18 protein-coding genes and 1 pseudogene are annotated in these 19,536 nt (G+C 66.9%); 2 read left to right on the forward strand and 17 right to left on the reverse strand.

Annotated features, from left to right (window positions below; genetic code table 11):
- Positions 1 to 70: 70 nt before the first annotated feature.
- The 7 genes from mdcH to mdcA form a co-directional block, all read right to left on the reverse strand.
- Positions 71 to 1,003, reverse strand: coding sequence for a malonate decarboxylase subunit epsilon (gene mdcH / locus EPN80_RS16175; protein ID WP_293029508.1), 933 nt, complete (start codon positions 1,001 to 1,003; stop codon positions 71 to 73).
- Entirely contained in the window at positions 1,000 to 1,668 is a 669-nt protein-coding gene (locus EPN80_RS16180) for a malonate decarboxylase holo-ACP synthase (protein WP_293029511.1), read from the reverse strand. Before EPN80_RS16180 ends, mdcH begins: the two co-directional genes overlap by 4 nt.
- 89 nt (positions 1,669 to 1,757) lie before the next feature.
- Positions 1,758 to 2,579 carry a biotin-independent malonate decarboxylase subunit gamma gene (mdcE, locus tag EPN80_RS16185; protein ID WP_293029514.1) on the reverse strand — a complete coding sequence of 274 codons (822 nt, stop codon included), beginning with the start codon at positions 2,577 to 2,579 and terminating at the stop codon, positions 1,758 to 1,760.
- Complete coding sequence (locus EPN80_RS16190) at positions 2,576 to 3,427, reverse strand: biotin-independent malonate decarboxylase subunit beta (RefSeq protein WP_293029517.1); 852 nt, start codon at positions 3,425 to 3,427, stop codon at positions 2,576 to 2,578. The genes mdcE and EPN80_RS16190 overlap by 4 nt, the downstream gene beginning before the upstream one ends.
- The gene (locus EPN80_RS16195; RefSeq protein WP_293029520.1) at positions 3,424 to 3,741 is read right to left on the reverse strand and encodes a malonate decarboxylase subunit delta; all 318 of its coding nucleotides are present in this window, start codon (positions 3,739 to 3,741) and stop codon (positions 3,424 to 3,426) included. The genes EPN80_RS16190 and EPN80_RS16195 overlap by 4 nt, the downstream gene beginning before the upstream one ends.
- Positions 3,742 to 3,747: 6 nt before the next feature.
- Positions 3,748 to 4,662: a triphosphoribosyl-dephospho-CoA synthase gene (locus EPN80_RS16200; RefSeq protein WP_293029523.1), complete on the reverse strand. Its 915-nt coding sequence runs from the start codon at positions 4,660 to 4,662 to the stop codon at positions 3,748 to 3,750.
- The gene (gene mdcA / locus EPN80_RS16205) at positions 4,662 to 6,323 is read right to left on the reverse strand and encodes a malonate decarboxylase subunit alpha (RefSeq protein ID WP_293029526.1); all 1,662 of its coding nucleotides are present in this window, start codon (positions 6,321 to 6,323) and stop codon (positions 4,662 to 4,664) included. Before mdcA ends, EPN80_RS16200 begins: the two co-directional genes overlap by 1 nt.
- Positions 6,324 to 6,441: 118 nt before the next feature.
- On the opposite strand from mdcA, the gene EPN80_RS16210 reads away from it, so the two are divergent.
- Together EPN80_RS16210 and EPN80_RS16215 are read left to right on the forward strand one after the other, a co-directional pair.
- The gene (locus EPN80_RS16210) at positions 6,442 to 7,353 is read left to right on the forward strand and encodes a LysR family transcriptional regulator (protein WP_293029528.1); all 912 of its coding nucleotides are present in this window, start codon (positions 6,442 to 6,444) and stop codon (positions 7,351 to 7,353) included.
- A 160-nt stretch (positions 7,354 to 7,513) separates the two neighbouring features.
- Complete coding sequence (locus EPN80_RS16215) at positions 7,514 to 8,734, forward strand: GGDEF domain-containing protein (RefSeq protein WP_293029530.1); 1,221 nt, start codon at positions 7,514 to 7,516, stop codon at positions 8,732 to 8,734.
- Between the two features lie 40 nt (positions 8,735 to 8,774).
- On the opposite strand, the gene EPN80_RS16220 is transcribed toward EPN80_RS16215, so the two are convergent.
- The 10 genes and pseudogenes from EPN80_RS16220 to EPN80_RS16265 all read right to left on the reverse strand — a co-directional run.
- The gene (locus EPN80_RS16220; protein WP_293029532.1) at positions 8,775 to 10,046 is read right to left on the reverse strand and encodes an FAD/NAD(P)-binding oxidoreductase; all 1,272 of its coding nucleotides are present in this window, start codon (positions 10,044 to 10,046) and stop codon (positions 8,775 to 8,777) included.
- Between the two features lie 93 nt (positions 10,047 to 10,139).
- On the reverse strand, positions 10,140 to 11,510 hold the full coding sequence (locus EPN80_RS16225; protein ID WP_293029535.1) for a TolC family outer membrane protein: 1,371 nt from the start codon (positions 11,508 to 11,510) through the stop codon (positions 10,140 to 10,142).
- A 25-nt stretch (positions 11,511 to 11,535) separates the two neighbouring features.
- Positions 11,536 to 11,745: a DUF2892 domain-containing protein gene (locus tag EPN80_RS16230; RefSeq protein ID WP_293029538.1), complete on the reverse strand. Its 210-nt coding sequence runs from the start codon at positions 11,743 to 11,745 to the stop codon at positions 11,536 to 11,538.
- Positions 11,742 to 14,960, reverse strand: coding sequence for an efflux RND transporter permease subunit (locus EPN80_RS16235; protein WP_293029541.1), 3,219 nt, complete (start codon positions 14,958 to 14,960; stop codon positions 11,742 to 11,744). The genes EPN80_RS16230 and EPN80_RS16235 overlap by 4 nt, the downstream gene beginning before the upstream one ends.
- Positions 14,961 to 14,982: 22 nt before the next feature.
- Positions 14,983 to 16,113: an efflux RND transporter periplasmic adaptor subunit gene (locus EPN80_RS16240; protein WP_293029544.1), complete on the reverse strand. Its 1,131-nt coding sequence runs from the start codon at positions 16,111 to 16,113 to the stop codon at positions 14,983 to 14,985.
- Positions 16,114 to 16,472: 359 nt separating this feature from the next.
- Positions 16,473 to 17,981 (reverse strand): alkaline phosphatase family protein, encoded by a 1,509-nt coding sequence (locus EPN80_RS16245; RefSeq protein WP_293029547.1) that lies wholly within the window; start codon positions 17,979 to 17,981, stop codon positions 16,473 to 16,475.
- Positions 17,978 to 18,682, reverse strand: a complete 705-nt coding sequence (locus tag EPN80_RS16250; RefSeq protein ID WP_293029550.1) for a TonB family protein — start codon at positions 18,680 to 18,682, stop codon at positions 17,978 to 17,980. Before EPN80_RS16250 ends, EPN80_RS16245 begins: the two co-directional genes overlap by 4 nt.
- Position 18,683: 1 nt before the next feature.
- On the reverse strand, positions 18,684 to 19,091 hold the full coding sequence (locus tag EPN80_RS16255) for a biopolymer transporter ExbD (RefSeq protein WP_293029553.1): 408 nt from the start codon (positions 19,089 to 19,091) through the stop codon (positions 18,684 to 18,686).
- A 4-nt stretch (positions 19,092 to 19,095) separates the two neighbouring features.
- Positions 19,096 to 19,383: a MotA/TolQ/ExbB proton channel family protein gene (locus EPN80_RS16260; RefSeq protein ID WP_293029556.1), complete on the reverse strand. Its 288-nt coding sequence runs from the start codon at positions 19,381 to 19,383 to the stop codon at positions 19,096 to 19,098.
- A gap of 35 nt (positions 19,384 to 19,418) precedes the next feature.
- Positions 19,419 to 19,536, reverse strand: a pseudogene (locus EPN80_RS16265) (IS630 family transposase); the annotation flags it as partial.

The following is a 19,536-nucleotide window of genomic DNA, read 5'->3' on the forward strand; positions in this document are numbered from 1 at the left end:
GTGGTCTCGAACGTGTTGCGATGATCTCCTAAGCATTGAAATAGCGTGCGGCCGGTGGGCGCCGCACAGGTCAGTTTGCGACGGACTCCCGGTCGCTCAGCCACACCAGATCGTCGAGCCGATGCTCGTCGGCGCTGACCGCATTCCATTGGCTACAGGCGCCTGCAGCCAGCCGCGTCAGGACGCTGCCGCCGGGCATCTCGATGGCCAGGCGGGCGCCACGTTCGCGAGCCACCTCCATGGTGTCGCGCCACCGCACGGGACGGGCCATGTTGTGGGCGAGATCGGCAGCAATCAGATCGCCGCGCCACAACGGGCGAGCAATAGTGCTGCTCAGATAGACGCAGTGCGGGGCGTGCGTGGGCACGCTGGCGAACGCGCGAGCGAGTTCAGCCGCCGGCTCGGCCAGCAGCGGGCAGTGCGACGGCACCGCCACCTGCAGCATTTCGCAGCGGCGTGCGCCATGCTCGCGCGCCAGCACGTCGATCCGCTGCAGCGCGGCCTGCGCGCCGGCCACGACCAGTTGAGTCAGATCGTTGAGATTGGCCAGAAACAGCGGCGTGGCCGGTGTATTGACGAGATCGATCAGCGGCTGCAAATCGGGTTGGGTCAGGCCGATGATCGCCAGCATGCCGTAGCCATGCGGATAGGCGGTCTCCATCAGGCGGCCGCGCAGTTCGACGAGCCGCACCGCGTCGCCGAAGTCGAGGGCGCCGGCTGCCACCGCCGCTGGATAGGCGCCGATCGACAGGCCCGCCACCATCTCGGGCGGTCGGGTCAAGTGAGCAAGCAGGCGGGCGAAGGCCACGCCGGCGATCAACAGGCAGAGCTGCACGGCAACGGTCGAGCGCAGCGCCGCGGCGTCGTCGAGCGAGCGCGCATCGCGACCCAGGACCGTGCTGGCCTCATCGAGCGTGGCGGCGATCAAGGGATGCGCAGGCAGGGCGTGTAGCATGCCGGCACGCTGCGCGCCCTGACCGGGAAAGGTCAATACGGTACTCATAGGCCGGATAAGCACGGTTGAGCCGACGCGATCGCGGCCCATGGATCGCCGGACAACACGGGTCCGCGGTCGGTTTTGAGCAGCACCGCGCCGCGCGCGGCGGCCCACTCGGCCAGCGCAAAGGCGCCATGTCCGGTGTCGGCCTGAACGTCGATGCGTGCCGCCGCCTCGGAACATCCCGTCAACCCGGCCAGCGCGCGCAATAGTTCGGCTGCTTCGCAGGCGGACATCGCGCGGGGCAGACGCAGCAACAGATCGAGATCGCTGTCCTGGCGCAGCACCGGCAGGCCGCTGGCCAAGCTGAAACCGACACTGCCGGTGATGCCCCACGCCAGGCCGCGCTCGTCGAGCATCGGCGCGCTCAGGTCCAGCATGCGCAGGCATGGCAACACGTTGCGTTGCGGATGCGCTTGCCAGGCGCGCGAACTGGCCAGCGCCTCGGGTCTCACGCGACGCGTTACTTCGCGCGCGTCGATCCAGGCGGCGTGACGCTCGCCGCGGGTGCGGCCGCGCAGGCCCACCGGGATACGTGTGGGCAGCTCGCGCGGGGCACGCCGCACGACGGCGGGCGCGTTGCCTAACCATTGTCCCGAAGCCCACCGCGGCAGCAAGTCGCGCGATTCATACGCACCGGGCGATGCAACCCACAGGAGGTCGTGCGGCATGAAGCCGCCCGCGATTTCAGCGCTCGCGCGGGATGGATTCGTGGCCTGCCTGCGCGGGGCGCCGGGTGCCATGGGGCCGCGCATCGCCGTCACCATTGTTCGCGCAGCAAGGCCTTCACCCGGCAGGTGGCGGCGCGGTGCGGTCCGGCCAGCGCCACGCCGGGGCGGCGGTCCGGCTCGGCGCGGATGTCGCGCACGGCCGCTTCCAGCGCCTCGCGCACCAGTGCCACGTCGGCCGGCGCCGGCGCGTCGGCCTGGCGCACTTTGAGCAAGCGCCATAACAGGCCCAGCGACGCATAGTTGCCGATGTCATAGGCCATCGGCGGGACTTGCGCGGTCAGCGCCTCGAGCGCCTCGACCGTGCGCAGCGTGATGCGCGCAGCCGAGGCCTTGCCCATCGCGTGCACCATCACCTGCGGGTCGTCGAGCGCAATCAGCCGGTTGGCCTGGTAGCCATGTGCCAGGAAGGCGCCCGACATGGCCCGCCCCACCAGTAGCGCGATGACCGGATGGCCAAGCTCGCGCGCGCTCGCATACGCATCGACGGCGCCGGCCAGCGCCTGGTGAATGCCCAATGCCTCCTCGTTGCGGCCATAGGCCTGGCTGGCGACATCGACTACCGCCACCACCGGTCGCTTGTGAGTGCTGCGCACGTCGGCGCGGACCATCTCGCGCACCGCGCGGGCGATGTCCCAGGCTTCGCGCAACCCGACTTCGCCGTGGCGGGCGCGGGGAAACAGATTATCGGGGTCGGGCACCACGGCGATATAGCGCGCCGGGGAGCCGGCCAGGGTGGCGTCGACCACCTGAACCGAGGCGGCATAGCCGGCCTGCGGCCTGGCCGTCCCGGTCAGCGCAGCCAGCCAGATACGCCCACGCTGCGTGAGTTCGGAGGGTTTGGAGGATGTCATGCGGCGAATCTCCTGCCATAAATCGTGGCCACCTGTTCCGGCGTGACGGCCGCGCCCGGATCGACATGCGCGAGACTGTCCTGAAACTGCCCGACGCGCTCGCTGCGGCATAGCGGCGGGGCGCCACGCGCGAAACAGGCGATGGCGGCCTCGCGCACCTGCGTCGCGTCGTCCTCCACCAGCCGGTCGGCCAGCCCGCTGCGGTAGCGCTGCTCGCCGCCGGTCAGGCGCCAGATCATCGGTTTGTCGCGCGAATCGAATTCGGCAATGCCGGCTTCCTGCTCGATCACCGCCGGACCATTGAGCCCGAGGCGTGCCTCGCGCGTGACGATCAGCTCGCTGCACAGGGCCGCCGCAATCGACATGCCGCCGTAGCAGCCGACCGTGCCGGCGATGATGCCCACCACCGGGCGGTGGCGCCGCAGTGCGACGATCGCGGCCTGAATCTCGGCGATCGCGGCCAGGCCGAGATTGGCTTCCTGCAGGCGCACGCCGCCGGTCTCGAACAAAATGAGCGCGCCCGTCGGCGTGCCGTTGCGATTGTCCTCGAGCGCCAGCGCCAGGCAGCCAGCGATTTTCGCGCCGGCGATTTCGCCCATGCTGCCGCCCTGGAATGCGCCCTCGATCGCGAGCACGACAGTCGGCCGCTGCGCCAGCAATCCTTTGGCCGCGACCACGCCGTCGTCGGCCTGCGCGGTAATGCCCTGCTGCATGAGCCATGGCGAATACAGGCGCTCGAACGGGCCGGCCAGTTCGCGCAACGACCCCGGATCGAGCAGTGCGTTGGCCCGCTCGCGCGCGCTCAATTCGATAAAGCTCTTTCTGTTCAGAATGTCTTGCGCGTTCATTGGCGGGCTCCGGTATCGTCGGCGGCAATCATGTCGAGGACCTGGCCCACGCGCATGCGCACCACGCCGGGCGTGGCGCCAAAATCATTGATTTCCAGGCGCGCGGCGGGCAACGTGCCGGCGCCGAAAATGCGTTCGAGCACGGCCCCCCAGACGCGGGCCATACCATCGACCGAGGTCGTCACGCGTACGGTGGTGCGAGCGTCGTCGGCCGGCTCGAGCAGCACTTCGAGATCGCCCGAGGCGACCACGCCGACGAGCGCGCGGCTGCGCGCACGCGTGCCGGCGGGGTAATCGAAGGTCAAGGTTTCCATGATGAACTACGCCTCAGAGGCAGCGTGCGCCGTGCGCAGCCGCCGATCCAGAAAGAGGGCGGCGGCCAGCAGATCGGCCGCCCCGCCCGGAGACACGCGCAGGCCCAGCAGCCGACGCGCCAGCGCCGCGAGCGCGCGCCGTCCGGGCAGCGTGGCTGCCCCGCCGGCGTCGAGCACGGCCCGTGCCCCTGCCTGCGTGGCCGCCAATGCGTCGGGGCCGCCCCGGGCGAGCACGCAGGTGTCGTCCAGGCTCGCCATCACCGCCAGCAGCGCATTCAGGCGCGCCGCGTTTTCATGATCGCCGCGCGCACGCGCTTGCCACAGGGCCGGCAAGGCGGCATGCACGACATGCGGGAAGCCGGCCTGCGCCTGCGCACGCGCGCCGCCCACGCCATAAGCCAGGCAAGCGTGCTCGCCCTTGTGGCCGGTCGACGCCGGCGCGTGCCGGTCGGTGAGGCGGGCGAGTGCGCCGGCACGCTCGGCAATGATCCCGGGGGCGCGCTCGCGGGGGCGTTGTGCGGCGGCCGACACCAGCAGGCCGAGGGCCCAGATCGCGCCGCGATGGGTGTTGACGCCGTCGGTGGCGTGCAGCATCGCCGCTTCGGCACGCCGGCCGAGTGCGCCCACCTGCTCGCGCAGCATGCTGCCCAGCGGCGCCTGCCAACTGGCCAGCGCCATGGCGTGAAATGAAGGCAGCAGCGCGCAGGCCGAGCGGCACATCAACGGCCAGCTCAGATCATCGTGCGCGCCGCAGCCGCGCAGGTCCACCAGGCCGGGTTTCGGCGTCAGCATTACCTCGTCGAGCAGTGCCGTCACCGCCTCGCGCGCCAGCCGGGCCGCGCTCCGGTGAGCGGCGGGCGATGCCGCGGGCGTGGAGGCGAGGGCCGCGGGCGCGTGTCGGCAGGTTGTGCGGGTCTGCATCACCAGCTCCTGAAGCGGACCGGCGGCTCGTACAGCCCGTCGGACCACTCGACCAGATCGGCCATGCTCTTGGCCGCCAGCAGAGAGCGGGTGGCGGCGCGCCGGTCGACGCCGAGATCTTCGGGCAGGGCCACCAGCCCGTCGCGGCGCAGTCTGGCGCGCACGGCAGCGTCCGAGCGCAGGCCAATCGGCGTGACGCCCGAGACCGCCGCGATCATCTGCTTGCGCTCTTCCAGCGAGCGGGCCTTGTAGAGATAAGCAATCCCTTCCTCGGTAAGCACGTGCGTCACATCGTCCCCGTAGATCATCACCGGCGCCAGCGGCATGCCGGCCGCGCGGCCGACCTCGACCGCATCGAGTGACTCCACCACCGACGGCCGGCCCGAACCCTGGAAGGTTTCGACCATCTGCACCACCAGCTTGCGGCCGCGCTCGAGCGGATCGTCGGTCTGCAGCAGATCGAGCCAGGCCGGACTGGCGTGGCGGCGGCCATGCGGATCATGCCCCATGTTCGGCGCGCCGCCGAAACCGGTCAGGCGACCGTGTGTGACAGTCGATGAATTGCCCAGGCCATCCATCTGCAGCGTCGAGCCAATAAACAGATCGACCGCGTACTGGCCGGCCAGTTGGCAAAAGGCGCGGTTCGAGCGCAGCGATCCGTCGCGGCCGGTGAAGAAAATATCGGGACGCGCGGCGATATACGATTCCATGCCGAGTTCGCCACCGAAGCAATGCACGCTCTTGACCCAGCCCGATTCGATCGCCGGAATCAACGTCGGATGCGGATTGAGCGTCCAGTATTGGCAGATTTTTCCCTTGAGGCCGAGTTGCTCGCCGTAGGTCGGCAAAATCAGCTCGATTGCCGCGGTGTTGAAGCCGATCCCATGATTGAGCGACTGCACCTGATGGCGCTCGTAGACGCCGCGGATCGCCATCATCGCCATGAGCACATGCATTGGCTTGATCAGGCGTGGATCGCGCGTGAACAGCGGTTCGATGAAAAACGGCCGATCGGCCTGCACCACGAAGTCGACCCACGAGCCGGGAATGTCGACGCGGGGCAGCTCGCCCGGGTCGTCGACGATCTGGTTGACCTGGGCAATCACGATGCCGTCTCGAAAGGCAGCCGCCTCGACCAGCGCCGGCGTGTCTTCGGTGCTTGGGCCGGTGTAGAGATTGCCATGGCGGTCGGCCTGGTAGCCGGCCACCAGCACGACGTTGGGCGTCAGATCAACGTATAGCCGCGCGTACAGCTCGATGTAGGTGTGGATCGCGCCGACTTCGAGGATGCCGTCCTGCAAAAATTGAGAGATGCGCAGGCTTTGCGTGCCCGCATAGGCGAAGTCGAGCTTGCGGGCAATGCCGCGCTCGAACAGATCCAGGTGCTCGGGCCGGCTCACGCTCGGTATGATCAGATGCAGGTCGTGCAGCACGCCGGGGTCGGCCTGCGCCAGCGAGCGCGACAGGAAATCCGCCTGTTTCTGGTTATTGCCTTCGAGCACCACGCGATCGCCCGGCATGATCAAGCGCTCGAGCGCCGCGACGATGTGCTCCCGGGGCAGCAGCACGCCATCGGCCAGCGAACGAACCTGGTCCAGGCGTCGTGCTTTTTCCGCGCGGCGCGTGGCCCAGCGATTAGCAGCAGGTGAATGAACGGTCATGCGCTTTCTCTCACAGAATATGCATTCACTTTAGGGCGGCAGACAACGCGTATCAATCAAGCCAAGCGTAAATACATTACTATTAAGTTAAATATTCGAAATACCGAGAGGCTCCCCAATGGCGATCGACGAAGCGGTCACGCTCAAGAAGCTGGAAGTTTTTTTGGCATTCATGCGCATGGGCAATATGGCCCGCGTCTCCGAGCGGCTGTCGCAGAGCGTGGTGAGCGTGCATCGCGCGCTGCACTCGCTGGAGGAGGGCGTGGGTTGCCCGCTGTTCAAGCTCGACGGGCGCAAGCTGATTCCGCTGCAAACCGCCTACACGCTGGCTGAATACGCCGAGCGGGTAGTGCGCGAATGCGAGGAAGGACTGCGCCGCACACGCGAGACCGCGGGCTTTGCTTCGCCGCGACTGAAAATCGGCTCGCTGTATTCGCTCACCGTTGGCACCATTCCCGAATTGCTCATCAAGCTCAAGGTGCGCAAATCGGGGCTGGACGTCGACCTGACGCTTGGCTCGAATCGCCTGTTGCTGGAGTTGCTCTCGCAGGGGCGGCTCGACGCGATCGTGATTGCATTGCGGGAGGAATATCCGGACGATTCACTGCTGTCGGTGCCGCTGTTCGACGACGACATCTTTTTCGCGGCGCCGGAAGGATCGCCCTACGCGCACGACAGCGAAATCGACCTGGCGCGCTTGCGCGACGAAAAATTCGTCGCGCTCGACGATGAATACGCCACTGCGTCGAATTTCAGCCATGCGTTCCAGATCGCCGGCTACGAGCCGCAACTGGCGATGCGCGTCGGCGATATTTTTTCGCTCGTCAACCTGGTCAGCGGCAGTGTCGGATATAGCCTGCTGCCGGGGCGCGTGCTGCCGTTCAGCCCGCGCATCCAATTGATTCCGCTGGCGGAGAAATACCGCACGCGTCAGACCATCGCCCTGATGCTCCCGAAAAAGCGCGAGCGCGATCCGAATTTGCTGGCGCTGGCCGCCGAATGCCGCATGCTGGGTGCGGCGCGCGCGTAGGCGGCGCGCCGGCCGGAATTTTCGCGGATGGCGCACCCCGCGCGCCGCCTTATGGGGCAAAATCCCATTCGTGACTCCCAGCGCACTCTCACGCGCCGGCGCATCCGGGCTCAAAGGGCAGGGGGCGCGGCGCCGATTCTTCCTGGAAGCGTATTGCCCGATGTTAAATCCTGTCAGCATTCTCGCGGTGACCATTCTGTCGAGCCTGATGAGCATGGCGGTGCTCGCTTCGTTGCGCCCGGCCGGCATTGCGGGTCTGCCCCGATGGATCAGCGCAAATGCGCTGGCTGTGTTTTCCCTGGTTCTGTTCGCGTGGCAGGGGCGCGGCCCGGCGTTTTTGACGATCATCGTCGCCAATGGCGTGATGGCCGCGGCGGTGCTGCTGATCCTGCAGGGAGCGCGGCAGTGCTTCGGGCGGCGTGTCCATTACCCGGCGGAATATGGCGCGCTGATCGCAGCGGTCGCGGGGGTGACGTATTGGTACGCGGCGGTGCCCAGCATCAACGCGCGCATTGCCGTTGTCTCGGCATTTCACGCTTACGTATACGCCGCGCTGGGGTGGCTCGCCTATCGGGCGCGGCCGGCCAGGTACAGCTACCGGTTCGTCGCGGTGGTCGGCGCGCTCGGCAGCGTCGGGCACGTGGCGCGCGGCGCGACCTATCTGTTCGGCGCGGTCGGCCAGAACGCTTTGCTGCAGGTCTCGCCCGTCAATATCGCCTTTCTGGGACTGGGCATTCTGGCGCTGCCTTGCCTGTCGATCGGCATGGTCATGCTGGCCCACGACCGGCTCGTCAAGCGACTCGAGCGGCTGGCCAACGTCGATGAGCTGACCAGCGTGCTGTCGCGGCGCGCTTTCCTCGCACAGGCCGAAGCCTTGGCACGGACCGCCCGGCGGCGCGGCATGCGCCTGTTCCTGGCCATTATCGACCTCGATCACTTCAAGGCCATCAACGACGATTACGGCCACGGTTGCGGCGACTGCGTGCTGGCGCATTTTGCTGCGCTGGTGTCGCAGGAAATCCAGTCGCGCGACATTTTCGGGCGGCTCGGCGGCGAAGAGTTTGCGTTGTGCTTTTCGGCTGCCACACACGACCAGGCGCTGGCGCTGGTCGACGGCCTGCGCCGCAAGGTGGCCGCATCGACCTGCCAGACGCCGGCTGGCGTGGTGGCGTGCACCTTCAGTGTGGGGGTCGATGAATATCTTGTCGACGAATCGGTATCGGCGCCCATGGCGCGCGCCGACGCCGCGCTCTATACAGCCAAGGCGTTGGGGCGCAACCGCGCGGTGGCCGCGTGGACTGTCGCGCTCAGGGAGGACGCGCCATCGCCCGGCGATGGCCGACAGTGGCGCGCGCTGGGCGGGTACGACTCGCCGGCGTAAGGTGTGCGCCGGGCGCGCGCCCGGTGTATCGGATCTTCGATCAATCCTTCAGTTTTCTTACGCCCAGAATCTCGAGCAGCACTCTCTCATAGGCCGGTTCGGTACCGCCGACTTTCATGCGCCGCATGAAATATTTCTCGAAACCGATCTTTGCCAAATGCACCCATTTGCCTTCGCTGGACCAATTGAGATTGCGCGGCGGCAGTTGCGGCAGCGCCACGAAGGCAATGCCGCGGTCGCCGAAATCGGCCAGGCAAATGGCGTTCCAGGTCGCGCGCGTGGATGGTTCCTGGCCGTCGAGCGCGGCGCGGATGTTGGCGGCGGCGGCACTGACCATCGATTCGATCATGAAGCCGGTCTTGGGCACGCCAGTCGGCACGGGGGTGGCCTCGAGCGGGGCAATCGCCACGCACACGCCGACCCCGTAGATGTTGGAATACGTCGGGTTGCGCTGGAATTCGTCGATGATCACAAAACCGCGCGGGTTGACCAGCTTGTCGATGCCGATCAATGCGTCGACCCCCTTGAACGCCGGCAGCATCATGCAATATTTGAACGGCAGTTCGTGCGTGCGGCGTTCGTGCCCGAGGTCGTCGTACTCGGTGACGAACATCTTGCCGGCTTCGATGCGCGTGGTCTTGGCGTTGCAGATCCACTTGATGTCGTGCTCGCGCATGGTCGACTCGAGCATGCCCTTGGAATCGCCCACGCCGCCCAGGCCCAGGTGGCCCACATAGGGTTCGGACGTGACGAAGGTCATCGGCGCACGATCGCGGATCTTGCGCCGGCGCAGATCGGTGTCCATGATCATCGCGTACTCGTAGGCCGGCCCGAAACACGAGGCGCCCTGGACTGCGCCGACCACGATCGGGCCGGGCGCGGCGACGAATTGTTCCCACGTCTGGGCGGCCGTCTCGGCGTGGTCGATGTGGCAGATCGACTGCGAATGCGCGGTTGGTCCAAGGCCCTCGATTTCGTCGAAAGCCAGTTTTGGGCCGGTGGCGATTACCAGATAGTCGTAGGTCACGAATTCACCGTTGCCCAACTCGACCTGATTGCGCTCCGGATGAATTCGCCTGGCGCCACCGGTCTGCAGCCCTATGCCTTTCTTCGCCAGCGCCGGCTGCAACTCGACGTCGACATCCTTGCGTGTGCGCCACTTGACCGCGACCCATGGGTTGGACGGCACGAAATGGAAATGCGTGTCCTCCGAGACGACGGTCACGACGTCCTCGGGGCGGGCAGCCTTGCGCATCGCGTAGGCCATCGACAAGCCGCCGATTCCGGCGCCGACAATCACAATGTGAGACATGATTTCTCCTAGCGCGCGCCACACGGAGCGCAAAACACCAAATCCCGCCGGCAGCGCCGCGAGGCGTTGCCGGCCCTACCGGGCTGCCGGGCATCAATGCAACAAAGCGTTGATTTGCGCCATCTCCCGGTCATCCAGATCGCCAGCGGCGGCGCTCAGGCGCAAGCGATCCATGGCTACCTGATAGCGCGCCGCGGCGAGATCTCGCTGCGCGTTGGACAGGGCCGAGCGCGCGTTGAGAACGTCGATCGACGGCCGGTCGCCGGCCTCGAAGCCTGTCTGGTTGGCATCGAGCTGCAGACGCGCCGAATGGACCGCCTGCGTAAGCGCCGTGACTCGCACCTGCGCGCTGCGCAGGCCCAGATAGGCTTGGCGAATCTGGCGCGCCACGCGCACGCGCGCGGCATCCTGATCCATCTCGGCCTTGTTCAGCAGTGCGAGGCTTTCGTCGCGTTTGGCGCTGCGCATGCCGCCCGAATAAATCGGGATGGTCACCATAATGCCGACCACCGCGCTGTTGCTGTGCATGCCGCCAGCTCCCCCATAACCAGCACCGTTGACGCGCTGGCCCAGGTAGGAAGCGAACGCATCGACGCTGGTGCCGCCGTCGGCGCGGTAGCGGGTCGATTCAGCCTGTGCGGCGCTTACGCCGAGGCTGCTCAGGCGAATCAGCGGACTCGTCTGCAAGGCGCGTTTTTGCCAATCGGCGAAATCGCCGGCCTGGATGGCTGCGAGTCCCGCCGAATCGGTCAGGGGCTGCAGTGCCGTGTCCGGCTGGCCTGTCAGGTCGCGCAGTGCCGCGCGTTTGAGATCGAGCTCGGTTTGCGCCTCGATCATCTGCGCGCCGGCCAGATCGGCGCGCGCCTGCGCGTCGCTGGCGTCGGTGATGGCGGCGTCGCCTGCTTCGAAACGGGCCTGGGCGATCGCGTGAGCACGCACCGCGGTGTCGTGCTCGGCCTCGAGCGCAGCGAGGTTGTCCTGCGCGAGCAGCACGTCGAAGTATGCCTGCGCCACTTGCAGCAATAACGTTTGACGTGCCAGCTGCAGCGACACCTCGCCGGCGTCGGCGGCCGCATTCATTTGTTGCGCGGTCGCCGTTTTTGCCGAGCTGTACAGATTTTCCTTGATGGTGAGCGCCCAGTTGGCGTCCGATGCACCGGCCGAACTGGTATCGAAGCCGATCCCCTCATTGCTGCCGAAGCCGGGCCCCGAGAAGCGCGCTGCGCTGGTCTGCTGGTTGATATCGCCATAACCGATACCGGCGGTGGCCGAGATCTGCGGCAGGTATCCTGCCTGACCTTGCCGGCGCTTGGTCGCATCGGCCTGGCTTTGCGCGACAGCGGACGCGTATACCGGATCGTGCGCGAGCGCCGCGCGCGCCGCGCCAAGCAGGTCGGTCTGCGCATAGGCGAAGGTGGCGCACAAGCCGAGCAGCGCGGCGCACCAGCGCCGGGTCGGGGTCATGATGGTCGTTCCTGAAGCGCGCGGCTTACTCGCCGCCCCGCATGCCGAGCTTGCGCATGAAGATTTCCATCGGACACCACTTGGTCAGCCCGCTTTGCAGCAGGTTCGCGCCGACGAAAGCGGTCAGCCAGAGCCAATAGGCACTGTGGTAGAACGGGCTGGCGGGTGCGCCGACGAGCAGGCTGATCAGAATCAATGTACCGGCGAAAACGCGTGTGATTTGCCATGAGGTCATGATGGCTCCTTGATGGGTGTGTCGGGTAAATGGCGACGCCGGTAGGCGCTGTAGTAGAGCAGCGGGATAACGACGAGGGTGAGCAGGGTCGAGACCAGAATGCCGAAGATCAGCGAGATCGCCAGGCCGTTGAAAATCGGGTCGTCGAGAATGAACAGCGAGCCGATCATCGCCGCCAGCGCGGTGAGCAGAATCGGCTGCGCGCGGGTGGCGGCCGAGCGCACGATGGCCTGCTTGAAGGGTATGCCTTCGGCGACCTGCAGATTGATGAAATCGACCAGCAGGATAGAGTTGCGCACGATAATGCCGGCCAGCGCGATCATGCCGATCATCGAGGTCGCCGTGAATTGCGCGCCGAGCAGGGCGTGTCCCGGCATGACGCCGATAATGGTCAGCGGGATTGGCGCCATGATGATCAGCGGCGTCAGGTACGAGCCGAATTCGGCTACCACCAGCAAATAGATCAGCAACAGGCCGACCGCATAGGCCACGCCCATGTCGCGGAACGTCTCATACGTGATTTGCCACTCGCCGTCCCATTTGATCGAATACGCGCGGTAGGGGTCGGCCGGCTGCCGGATAAACCACTCGCCCAGCTTGCCGCCGCCGGGCACGCTCAAGTTCGCCAGCCGGCTGCGCATCTCGAACATGCCGTAAAGCGGGCTGTCGACCTTGCCGGCCATGTCACCCACGACGTAGACCACCGGCAAAAGATCCTTGTGATAAATCGGCTGCTCGACGGTGTCGTCTCGCACCCGCAGTAGTTCGGACAGCGGCACGAGCTGCCCTTGCGCGCCTCGCGCGCCCAGGGCGAGCAGCGCGGCGTCGTCGCCCGTGAGGCGGGCCGGCAGCGCCAGGCGCACTGCGCTCGGATATTTGCTGCCGTCGTGCAGGTAGGTGACGTCTTCGCCGCTGAGGCCGGCACGCAGCGTCCGTGCCACGTCCTGTTGCGAGATGCCGAGCAGGCCGGCCTTGCGGCGGTCGAGCTCGAAGGTGCGCTGCGGCGCCTGCGCGATCGTACTGTCATCGACGTCCACTACGCCTGGCGTGGTGTCGAACACATGCCGCACGCTCTTTGCCACGGCCATGCGCCCCTGCGCGGTCGGTCCGTAGACTTCCGCGACGATCGGCGCGAGCACGGGGGGCCCGGGCGGCACCTCGACGACCTTGATGCGCGCGCCGTATTGCCTGGCGATGGCGGTCAGCGCCGGGCGCACCGCGGTGGCGATCGCATGGCTTTGCCGATGGCGCATCGATTGATCGACCAGATTGGCCTGGATGTCGCCCACGTTGCCGCCGGCGCGCAGGTAATACTGCCTCACCAGGCCATTGAAATTGATCGGCGCGCTGAGTCCGGCATAGGCCTGATAAGTCGTCATCTCTGGCACGCTCGCCAGATAGGCGCCCATCTGATGGAGGGCCGCCGCGGTGCGTTCGAGCGGGGTGCCTGCCGGCATGTCGACCACCACCTGGAATTCCGACTTGTTGTCGAACGGCAGCATCTTCAGAATCACCAGCTTGAAGGCCGGCAGCAGTAGCGACACGACGATCGCGCAAGCCACGCCGAACCATAGCAGCCCGCGATTGCGGGTGCCGCGGGCGTCGTCGAGAAACGGCGTCAATACGCGCTCGAAAAAGGGCTCGAGCCTGGCGCGCAAGCCCGGCTTGGCAACATGCTGCGTGTGGCGCAGCCAGACGCGCGAGAGCCACGGGGTGACGACGAAGGCCACCGTCAGGGAAATTGCCATGCCCATGCTGGCGTTGATCGGAATCGGGCTCATGTAGGGCCCCATCAGCCCGGTCACGAAAGCCATCGGCAAGAGGGCGGCGATCACCGTAAGGGTGGCCAGAATGGTCGGTCCGCCGACCTCGTCGACGGCTTTCGGGATGATCGCGACGAGCGACTTGCCCGGCTCGAGCGCGCGATGCCGATGGATGTTCTCCACCACCACGATCGCGTCATCGACCAGTATGCCGATCGACAGGATCAGCGCGAACAGCGAGACGCGATTGAGCGTGAAACCCCAGGCCCATGAGGCGAACAGGGTGGCGGTCAGGGTCAGGACGACGGCCGTGCCAACCACCAGCGCCTCGCGCCAGCCCAGTGCCAGCAGCACCAGCACGACCACCGAAGTGGTGGCGAATATCAGCTTCTCGATCAGTTTGACCGCCTTGGCATTGGCCGTAGTGCCGTAGTCGCGCGCGACATCGATTTTGACGTCGGCCGGAATGACGGTGTTGCGCAGTTGCGCAACGCGTTGGAGCACCTGCCTGGCGACGCTAACGGCGTTTTCGCCAGCCTTTTTCGTGACCGCGATCGAGATCGCCGGATATTCGGCCGGGTGCGGGCCAGCTACGCCCTCCCAGACATAATGGGTTGGGGTGGGCGGGCCGTCACGCACGGTGGCCACATCCGAGACGAATACCGGCCTGCCGTCGCGCACCGCCACCATCAGAGAGCGCACGTCCTGCGCGCTCTTGAGCAGCGCTCCGGTCTCGATGTGAATGCTGCGGTTGTCCCGCACCAGATCACCGACCGACGCGCCGGCATTGGCACCGCGCAGCGCATTGCGCAAATCGTCGACCGTGACGCCGGCGGCCTGCATTCGGGCCGGGTCGAGCAGGACGTTGACGGCGCGCCGCGGGCCGCCGATAGTGGTGACTTCGCGCGTGCCGGGCACCCGCTTGAGATCCGCCTCGATCGACTGCCCGACCCGCTCCAGATCGAACGCGCCGGTATGCGGGTTCGTCGAGTACAGCGTGAGCACCACGATCGGCACGTCATCGATGCCTTTGGGCTTGATGAGCGGCGGCAACACCCCGAGGTTCTTCGGCAGCCAGTCCTGATTCGAATAGATCGTGTCGTACAGCCTGACCAGCGCATCGGTGCGCGGCACGCCGACCTCGAATTGCACCGTCAGCACCGCCAGGCCAGGCTGCGACACCGAGGTGACATGTTTGACATCCTTGATTTGCGAGAGGATCTGCTCGGCCGGACCGGCCACCATTTGTTCGACATCGCGCGCGCTCGCGCCGGGAAACGGCACCAGTACGTTGGCCATGGTGACATTGATTTGCGGCTCTTCCTCGCGCGGGGTCATCACCATCGCGAACAAGCCCAGCAGCAGCGCTACCAGCGCGAGCAGGGGAGTGATGCGATTCTCCAGGAAGAACGCCGCGATGCGGCCGGAGATGCCGAGTTTGGATGAGCTCATCGCAGGGTCGTTTCGTCAGGAGTCATTGGCGCGCTGCCGCTGTCGGATCGAGGGCAACCCGCTCGCCGGCCGATAGTCCGGCCAGAATTTCCACCTGATCGCCGTGAGTTTCACCGAGCCGCACCTGGCGCAGCGTGACCTGCCCGTCGGGGGCGACCACATAGACGGCGGTGACTTCAGTGCGGTGAACGACCGCGGCGAGCGGCACCATTAATCCCAGGCGATGCGGCCCGACCGGGAAATAGGCCCGGGCGAACATGCCAGGGCGTGCCTGGTTGGCCGCCGCGGGCAGCGGCAAACGGACCTGCACCGAATGGCTGAGCGGGTCGGCCACCGGCAGGATCTCGACCGAGGTGGCCGTCTGCCAGCGCGCGCTGGCGGGCAGATCGGGTATCTCGACGCGTACTGCCGCATCGCTTTGCACTCCTGTCAGTTGCGATTGCGGCACGGAGGCAACCGCCCGCAGAGTGTTTGGACTGTAGAGCGTGAGCAGCGGGGCACCCGGCATCGCGGTGGCGCCGAGCTCGACATTGACGCTGGCGATCGTGCCGGCGTAGGGCGCGGCGATATTATGCAACCCGGCCTGCACGAGCGCTGCGCGCACCTCGGCCTGCCTGGCCGAGGCTGCCTCGGCCGCCGCCCGGTAGCGGGCCTGCGCCCGATCGAGCGCGGCCCGGCTGACGTATTGCTTGTCGAACAACGTTCGGGTGCGCGCCAGATCGCGCCCGGCGACATCGCGCTCGGCGCTTGCCGCCGCGAATTGCGCGCGCGACGCTGCCAGTTGCTCATCGGCCGTGCGCTGGTCGATCGACAGCAGGCGCTGGCCGGCAGCAACGTGATCGCCGGCCTTCACGTACAAAGCCGTGATTCGGCCCGAGGTTTGCGCGGATATCACCGTTTGCCGGGTCGACTCGATCACCGCGTCGGCGATCCATTCGTCACGCAGCGGCTGCGCCTTGACCGTGACGGTCGCCAGCGTCGCCGCACGCACATACGATGCGGTCAGCGCGAGCAACAGCAGGAGCAGAATCTGCCGCCAGAGCAATCCATCTCGCCCCGCATGCGGCGACGCGCGTCGGTGCAGGCGCCACGCGGCTCCGAAATGACCGGGCACGTCTCGTGGATATTTCGATACCGAGTGCCATACCCGCATGTTTATCCCCGTTGGACCCGTCAAACCATTGTCAAATGGCACCATGCCGGTCGACTACCGGAATCGTGCCGCTCCCGAGGCGCGGGGTCGTCGCGTCCAGAGGCCACCAGATGATTTTGATTCTGGCCGTTTGGCGGGCTTCCACCTTGATTTTGGTCAAGCTGGGCGTGATGCGGATCCGGGGGGGCGGCGATGGCAGGCGTCAGGGATCTGCCTGCCTACGAAGTGAGCCATTGAACACCGCGCGTTGGTTTCACGCGCGGCGACAGACCTGGGAGCAACGGCGCGAGCGGTCACGCATCCGCTGTCGTGCGCCGCCGGTCATGGCTGGGCGGGCGGCGCCTTGGCGGCAGCGTCGATCAGTGCGGTCTGAGCCAGTCGACCAATGGCAGCGTCGGGGTGTTTTCCAGCGCAACGGCCTTGAGCGCGGTGGGTTGCAAGCCGAGTGCGGCGAGCATGGTCGGCGCGACCTGGGTGGTCGATACCGGATAGGTCACGAGCCGTCCGGCGTGGGCCAGGCGCGGGCTCGACAGCAGCAGGGCGACGTGTCTGTCGTCATTGCCGAAACCGCCGTGTTCCATGCGCTTGCCATCGGCAGGCTTGGTGTAGATCACGCCGGCGTGCGCCATGACGATGATGTCAGGCGTGCGGCTATCGTGCTGCGGGGAGGGAAAGCGCATTGCCAGACGCGCGCCGCTGAGCACGTCGGCAATGCCCAGGGCCGCCGCGTGAGCGCGCAGGGCTGCGGCAACCTGTGCGGTGGCCGACGCCGCGCGCAGCCAGATCAGGGCGCCGCTGTCGACGGTCAACTGCGCCAACGCACCTGGCGCGGCCGCGTCGATGACCTTGGCCAGTTCGTCGCGGTCGATTTTGTGCAGCAGGGCGGGGTTGATCGGCCCGTTGCCGTGTTTGGCCGTGACGACAATCAGCGTATCGTCGCGCAGCCCCCGTCGGCGCAGCGCCGTGACGAAGCGTCCAAGAATCCGGTCGGTGTGGTCGAGTGCCTGCGTGAGTCCGGGCGTCGGCGCGCCGTCGGCATCGCGATAGCCATAGAGCTTTTGCGCGACGTTGACGGACTGCAGGTTCAGCCCGAACATATTAGGTACCGGCGCGCGGCGGGCGCCGTCGTGCGTGAGGCCGTCGATTTCGTTGACGACCGCGCGCGCTTTCATGTCGTCGTAAGCTTCGGTACGCGCGAGTGACGCGGTGATGCCCTTGGCCGGCGCGGTTTGCCGTGCTTCGTAGTTGGCGCCGATCTCCGGCAGGAAAAGGTCGTCGACACCATGCCCGGAGGGGCCTTGTACCAGTTCGTATGCCGGGTGCTTGTCGGTCCAGGCGGTGTAGCCGCCGGCCGCTCGCACCGCTTCGAAAACGGTGTTGACACGCAAATACGCATGCGGATACACCGGCCGGCAGCCGTCGCGCGGGTCGCGCGGCAACCTGGCCGGGTCGATGGTGTCCTGCATGCCGGCAGTGGTGGCGTCGATCGCTTCGTTGTAGGGCACGGCTGCGCCGCGCTGATGGCAGTCGCCGCCGGCGGGCGAGAGGGATCGATCGTAGGTCACGTCATAGTACACGCCGGTCGCCGCCGGTGTGCCGCCCGTGATCAGGGCAAGGAGTCCCGGAAACGAATCGGCGGGACCGACTGTGCGCGCGTGGCCGTAGTCGATGCCCTGGCGCGCGAGTGCGGCCAGTGTGCTGTGCGGATGCGCCTCGATGTAGTACGTCAGATCGCTGCCGTGCAGTCCGTCGACGCTAATGAGCAGAGCGTGCCGAGCGGGCGCGTTGGCCGGCAGGCTCGCCGCGCCCGCCAGCGTGGCGATGCATGCGCTCAGGCCGGCAAGGGCGGCGCAGAAAATTTTTTTCATTCGTCGTCGTTCAGATCGAAAGTGACCCACAGCTGCTCGGCGAACGTCTTGCCGGCAAAGGCGGGCGCGGGTTTGGGGACAGCCGCGTCGCGCACCGCGGCGAGCGCCGCGCGGTCGAGCAGGCCAACGCCGCTGGAAATCACCACACGCGCGTTGGAGACGGCGCCGTCGCGGTAATCGAACGCCACGCGGGTGCGGCCGGTCATGCCGCCCATGCGGGCTGCCGCGGGGTAACGCAGCGCGGCCTGAATGGCCGCGCGCAGCGCGCTGGCGAAATTCGCACCGGGCGCGGCCGCGGCTGCCGGCGCGGCCGGCGGCGGCGGGGGCTGCGGCACGGGTGGGGGCGCGGCCTGTGTGGCGGGTGCAGGGGCGGGCGGCGGCGGTGCCGGCGCCTTGGGTATCGGCTGCGGCTTGGGCCTGGCGGTATGCACGACGTGGTGAATCACGCGACGCACCGGAGGGGGCGGCTTGACTGGCGGCGGCGTCACCGGAGCGAGCGGCTTGGGCGGCGCCGGAACGGGTTTGGGCGCCTGGGCGATCGCCAGCAGCGTGACCGGGGCAGGCGGCGGCGCGGCGGGCCTGCGGGACAGGAACAGGTAGCCGCCGCCGAGCAGCAGCGCCTCGACGACGACTGCCAGCGCAGCCGCACGAAACAGCCGCTTGCCGTCGTGAGCGGGGCCCGGCATAGATAGGGTAGCCATCTTACTGGAGCGGGGTTTGCGCGGGTTGGGCCGCCAGCGCGATCTGCGACACGCCGGCCGCGCGACACGCATCCATCACGGTAACCAGTCCCTGAATCCGGGCCTGTTTGGCGCCGGCGATCGTCACGGCGGTATGCGCGACGTCGGGGCGCGCCGCCAGCATTGCGGTGAGCTGCGCGGGACTCAGTGTCTTGCCGTCGACCGACACGCTGCCGTCGGTCGACAGCGTCACCAGCACCTTGGCCGGCGGCAATGCCTGCGTGCTGCTGCTCGAGGGCAACTGGGTCCTCAGGCCCGCGTTTGGAATCATGTGCAGCGTGATCATGATGAAGAACACCAACAGGAAAAACATGATGTCGATCATCGGAATGATTTCGATGCGAGCCCGGCGCACTTCCAGGTACTTCATACGCTCAGGCCCCCTGCGAAACGAGTTTGCCAACCACGGCGCGCGGCGCGTCCTTCAAGGCCCTGGGGTGTTCGTGCGGGGCTCGGGCGATGCGGTTGACCAGCGCCGCCTTGAGTGTTTCGAGCTGGTGCACGACGACGCGCACGCGATTGTGCAGGCCGTTGAAGAACACCAGGCCGATCATCGCGACGAACAGCCCGGAGGCCGTGGCGATGAGCGCCTGGGCGACGCCACCGGTGACCTGCGTCGGCGCGTTGCCCGGGTTGGACAAGACTTGAAACGCATTGAACATGCCGAGGATGGTGCCGAACAGGCCGAGCAGGGGAGCTAGTGCAGTGTTCCATTCTGTTTGGAACTTAAGTGACTGTTAGCGCGAATGACCTTCTGCAGGATGTCGCGCGCACTCTTGGTCCAGATGAATGGCTTGGGGTTGGTATTGTGGTGG

Origin of the sequence: Pandoraea sp., from assembly GCF_004297875.1 — a bacterium.
GTDB lineage: Bacteria > Pseudomonadota > Gammaproteobacteria > Burkholderiales > Burkholderiaceae > Pandoraea.

Excerpts from the sequence above, each read along its gene's own strand:
- EPN80_RS16250 (WP_293029550.1), bottom strand. The coding sequence starts at position 18,682 with ATGGCTACCCTATCTATGCCGGGCCCCGCTCACGACGGCAAGCGGCTG.
- mdcH (WP_293029508.1), bottom strand. The coding sequence starts at position 1,003 with ATGAGTACCGTATTGACCTTTCCCGGTCAGGGCGCGCAGCGTGCCGGC.
- EPN80_RS16180 (WP_293029511.1), bottom strand. The coding sequence starts at position 1,668 with ATGCCGCACGACCTCCTGTGGGTTGCATCGCCCGGTGCGTATGAATCG.
- EPN80_RS16220 (WP_293029532.1), bottom strand. The coding sequence starts at position 10,046 with ATGTCTCACATTGTGATTGTCGGCGCCGGAATCGGCGGCTTGTCGATG.
- EPN80_RS16245 (WP_293029547.1), bottom strand. The coding sequence starts at position 17,981 with ATGAAAAAAATTTTCTGCGCCGCCCTTGCCGGCCTGAGCGCATGCATC.
- EPN80_RS16210 (WP_293029528.1), top strand. The coding sequence starts at position 6,442 with ATGGCGATCGACGAAGCGGTCACGCTCAAGAAGCTGGAAGTTTTTTTG.
- EPN80_RS16260 (WP_293029556.1), bottom strand. The coding sequence starts at position 19,383 with ATGTTCAATGCGTTTCAAGTCTTGTCCAACCCGGGCAACGCGCCGACG.
- EPN80_RS16255 (WP_293029553.1), bottom strand. The coding sequence starts at position 19,091 with ATGAAGTACCTGGAAGTGCGCCGGGCTCGCATCGAAATCATTCCGATG.
- EPN80_RS16190 (WP_293029517.1), bottom strand. The coding sequence starts at position 3,427 with ATGAACGCGCAAGACATTCTGAACAGAAAGAGCTTTATCGAATTGAGC.
- EPN80_RS16230 (WP_293029538.1), bottom strand. The coding sequence starts at position 11,745 with ATGACCTCATGGCAAATCACACGCGTTTTCGCCGGTACATTGATTCTG.
- EPN80_RS16240 (WP_293029544.1), bottom strand. The coding sequence starts at position 16,113 with ATGCGGGTATGGCACTCGGTATCGAAATATCCACGAGACGTGCCCGGT.
- EPN80_RS16235 (WP_293029541.1), bottom strand. The coding sequence starts at position 14,960 with ATGAGCTCATCCAAACTCGGCATCTCCGGCCGCATCGCGGCGTTCTTC.
- EPN80_RS16225 (WP_293029535.1), bottom strand. The coding sequence starts at position 11,510 with ATGACCCCGACCCGGCGCTGGTGCGCCGCGCTGCTCGGCTTGTGCGCC.
- EPN80_RS16200 (WP_293029523.1), bottom strand. The coding sequence starts at position 4,662 with ATGCAGACCCGCACAACCTGCCGACACGCGCCCGCGGCCCTCGCCTCC.
- mdcE (WP_293029514.1), bottom strand. The coding sequence starts at position 2,579 with ATGACATCCTCCAAACCCTCCGAACTCACGCAGCGTGGGCGTATCTGG.
- EPN80_RS16195 (WP_293029520.1), bottom strand. The coding sequence starts at position 3,741 with ATGGAAACCTTGACCTTCGATTACCCCGCCGGCACGCGTGCGCGCAGC.
- EPN80_RS16215 (WP_293029530.1), top strand. The coding sequence starts at position 7,514 with ATGTTAAATCCTGTCAGCATTCTCGCGGTGACCATTCTGTCGAGCCTG.
- mdcA (WP_293029526.1), bottom strand. The coding sequence starts at position 6,323 with ATGACCGTTCATTCACCTGCTGCTAATCGCTGGGCCACGCGCCGCGCG.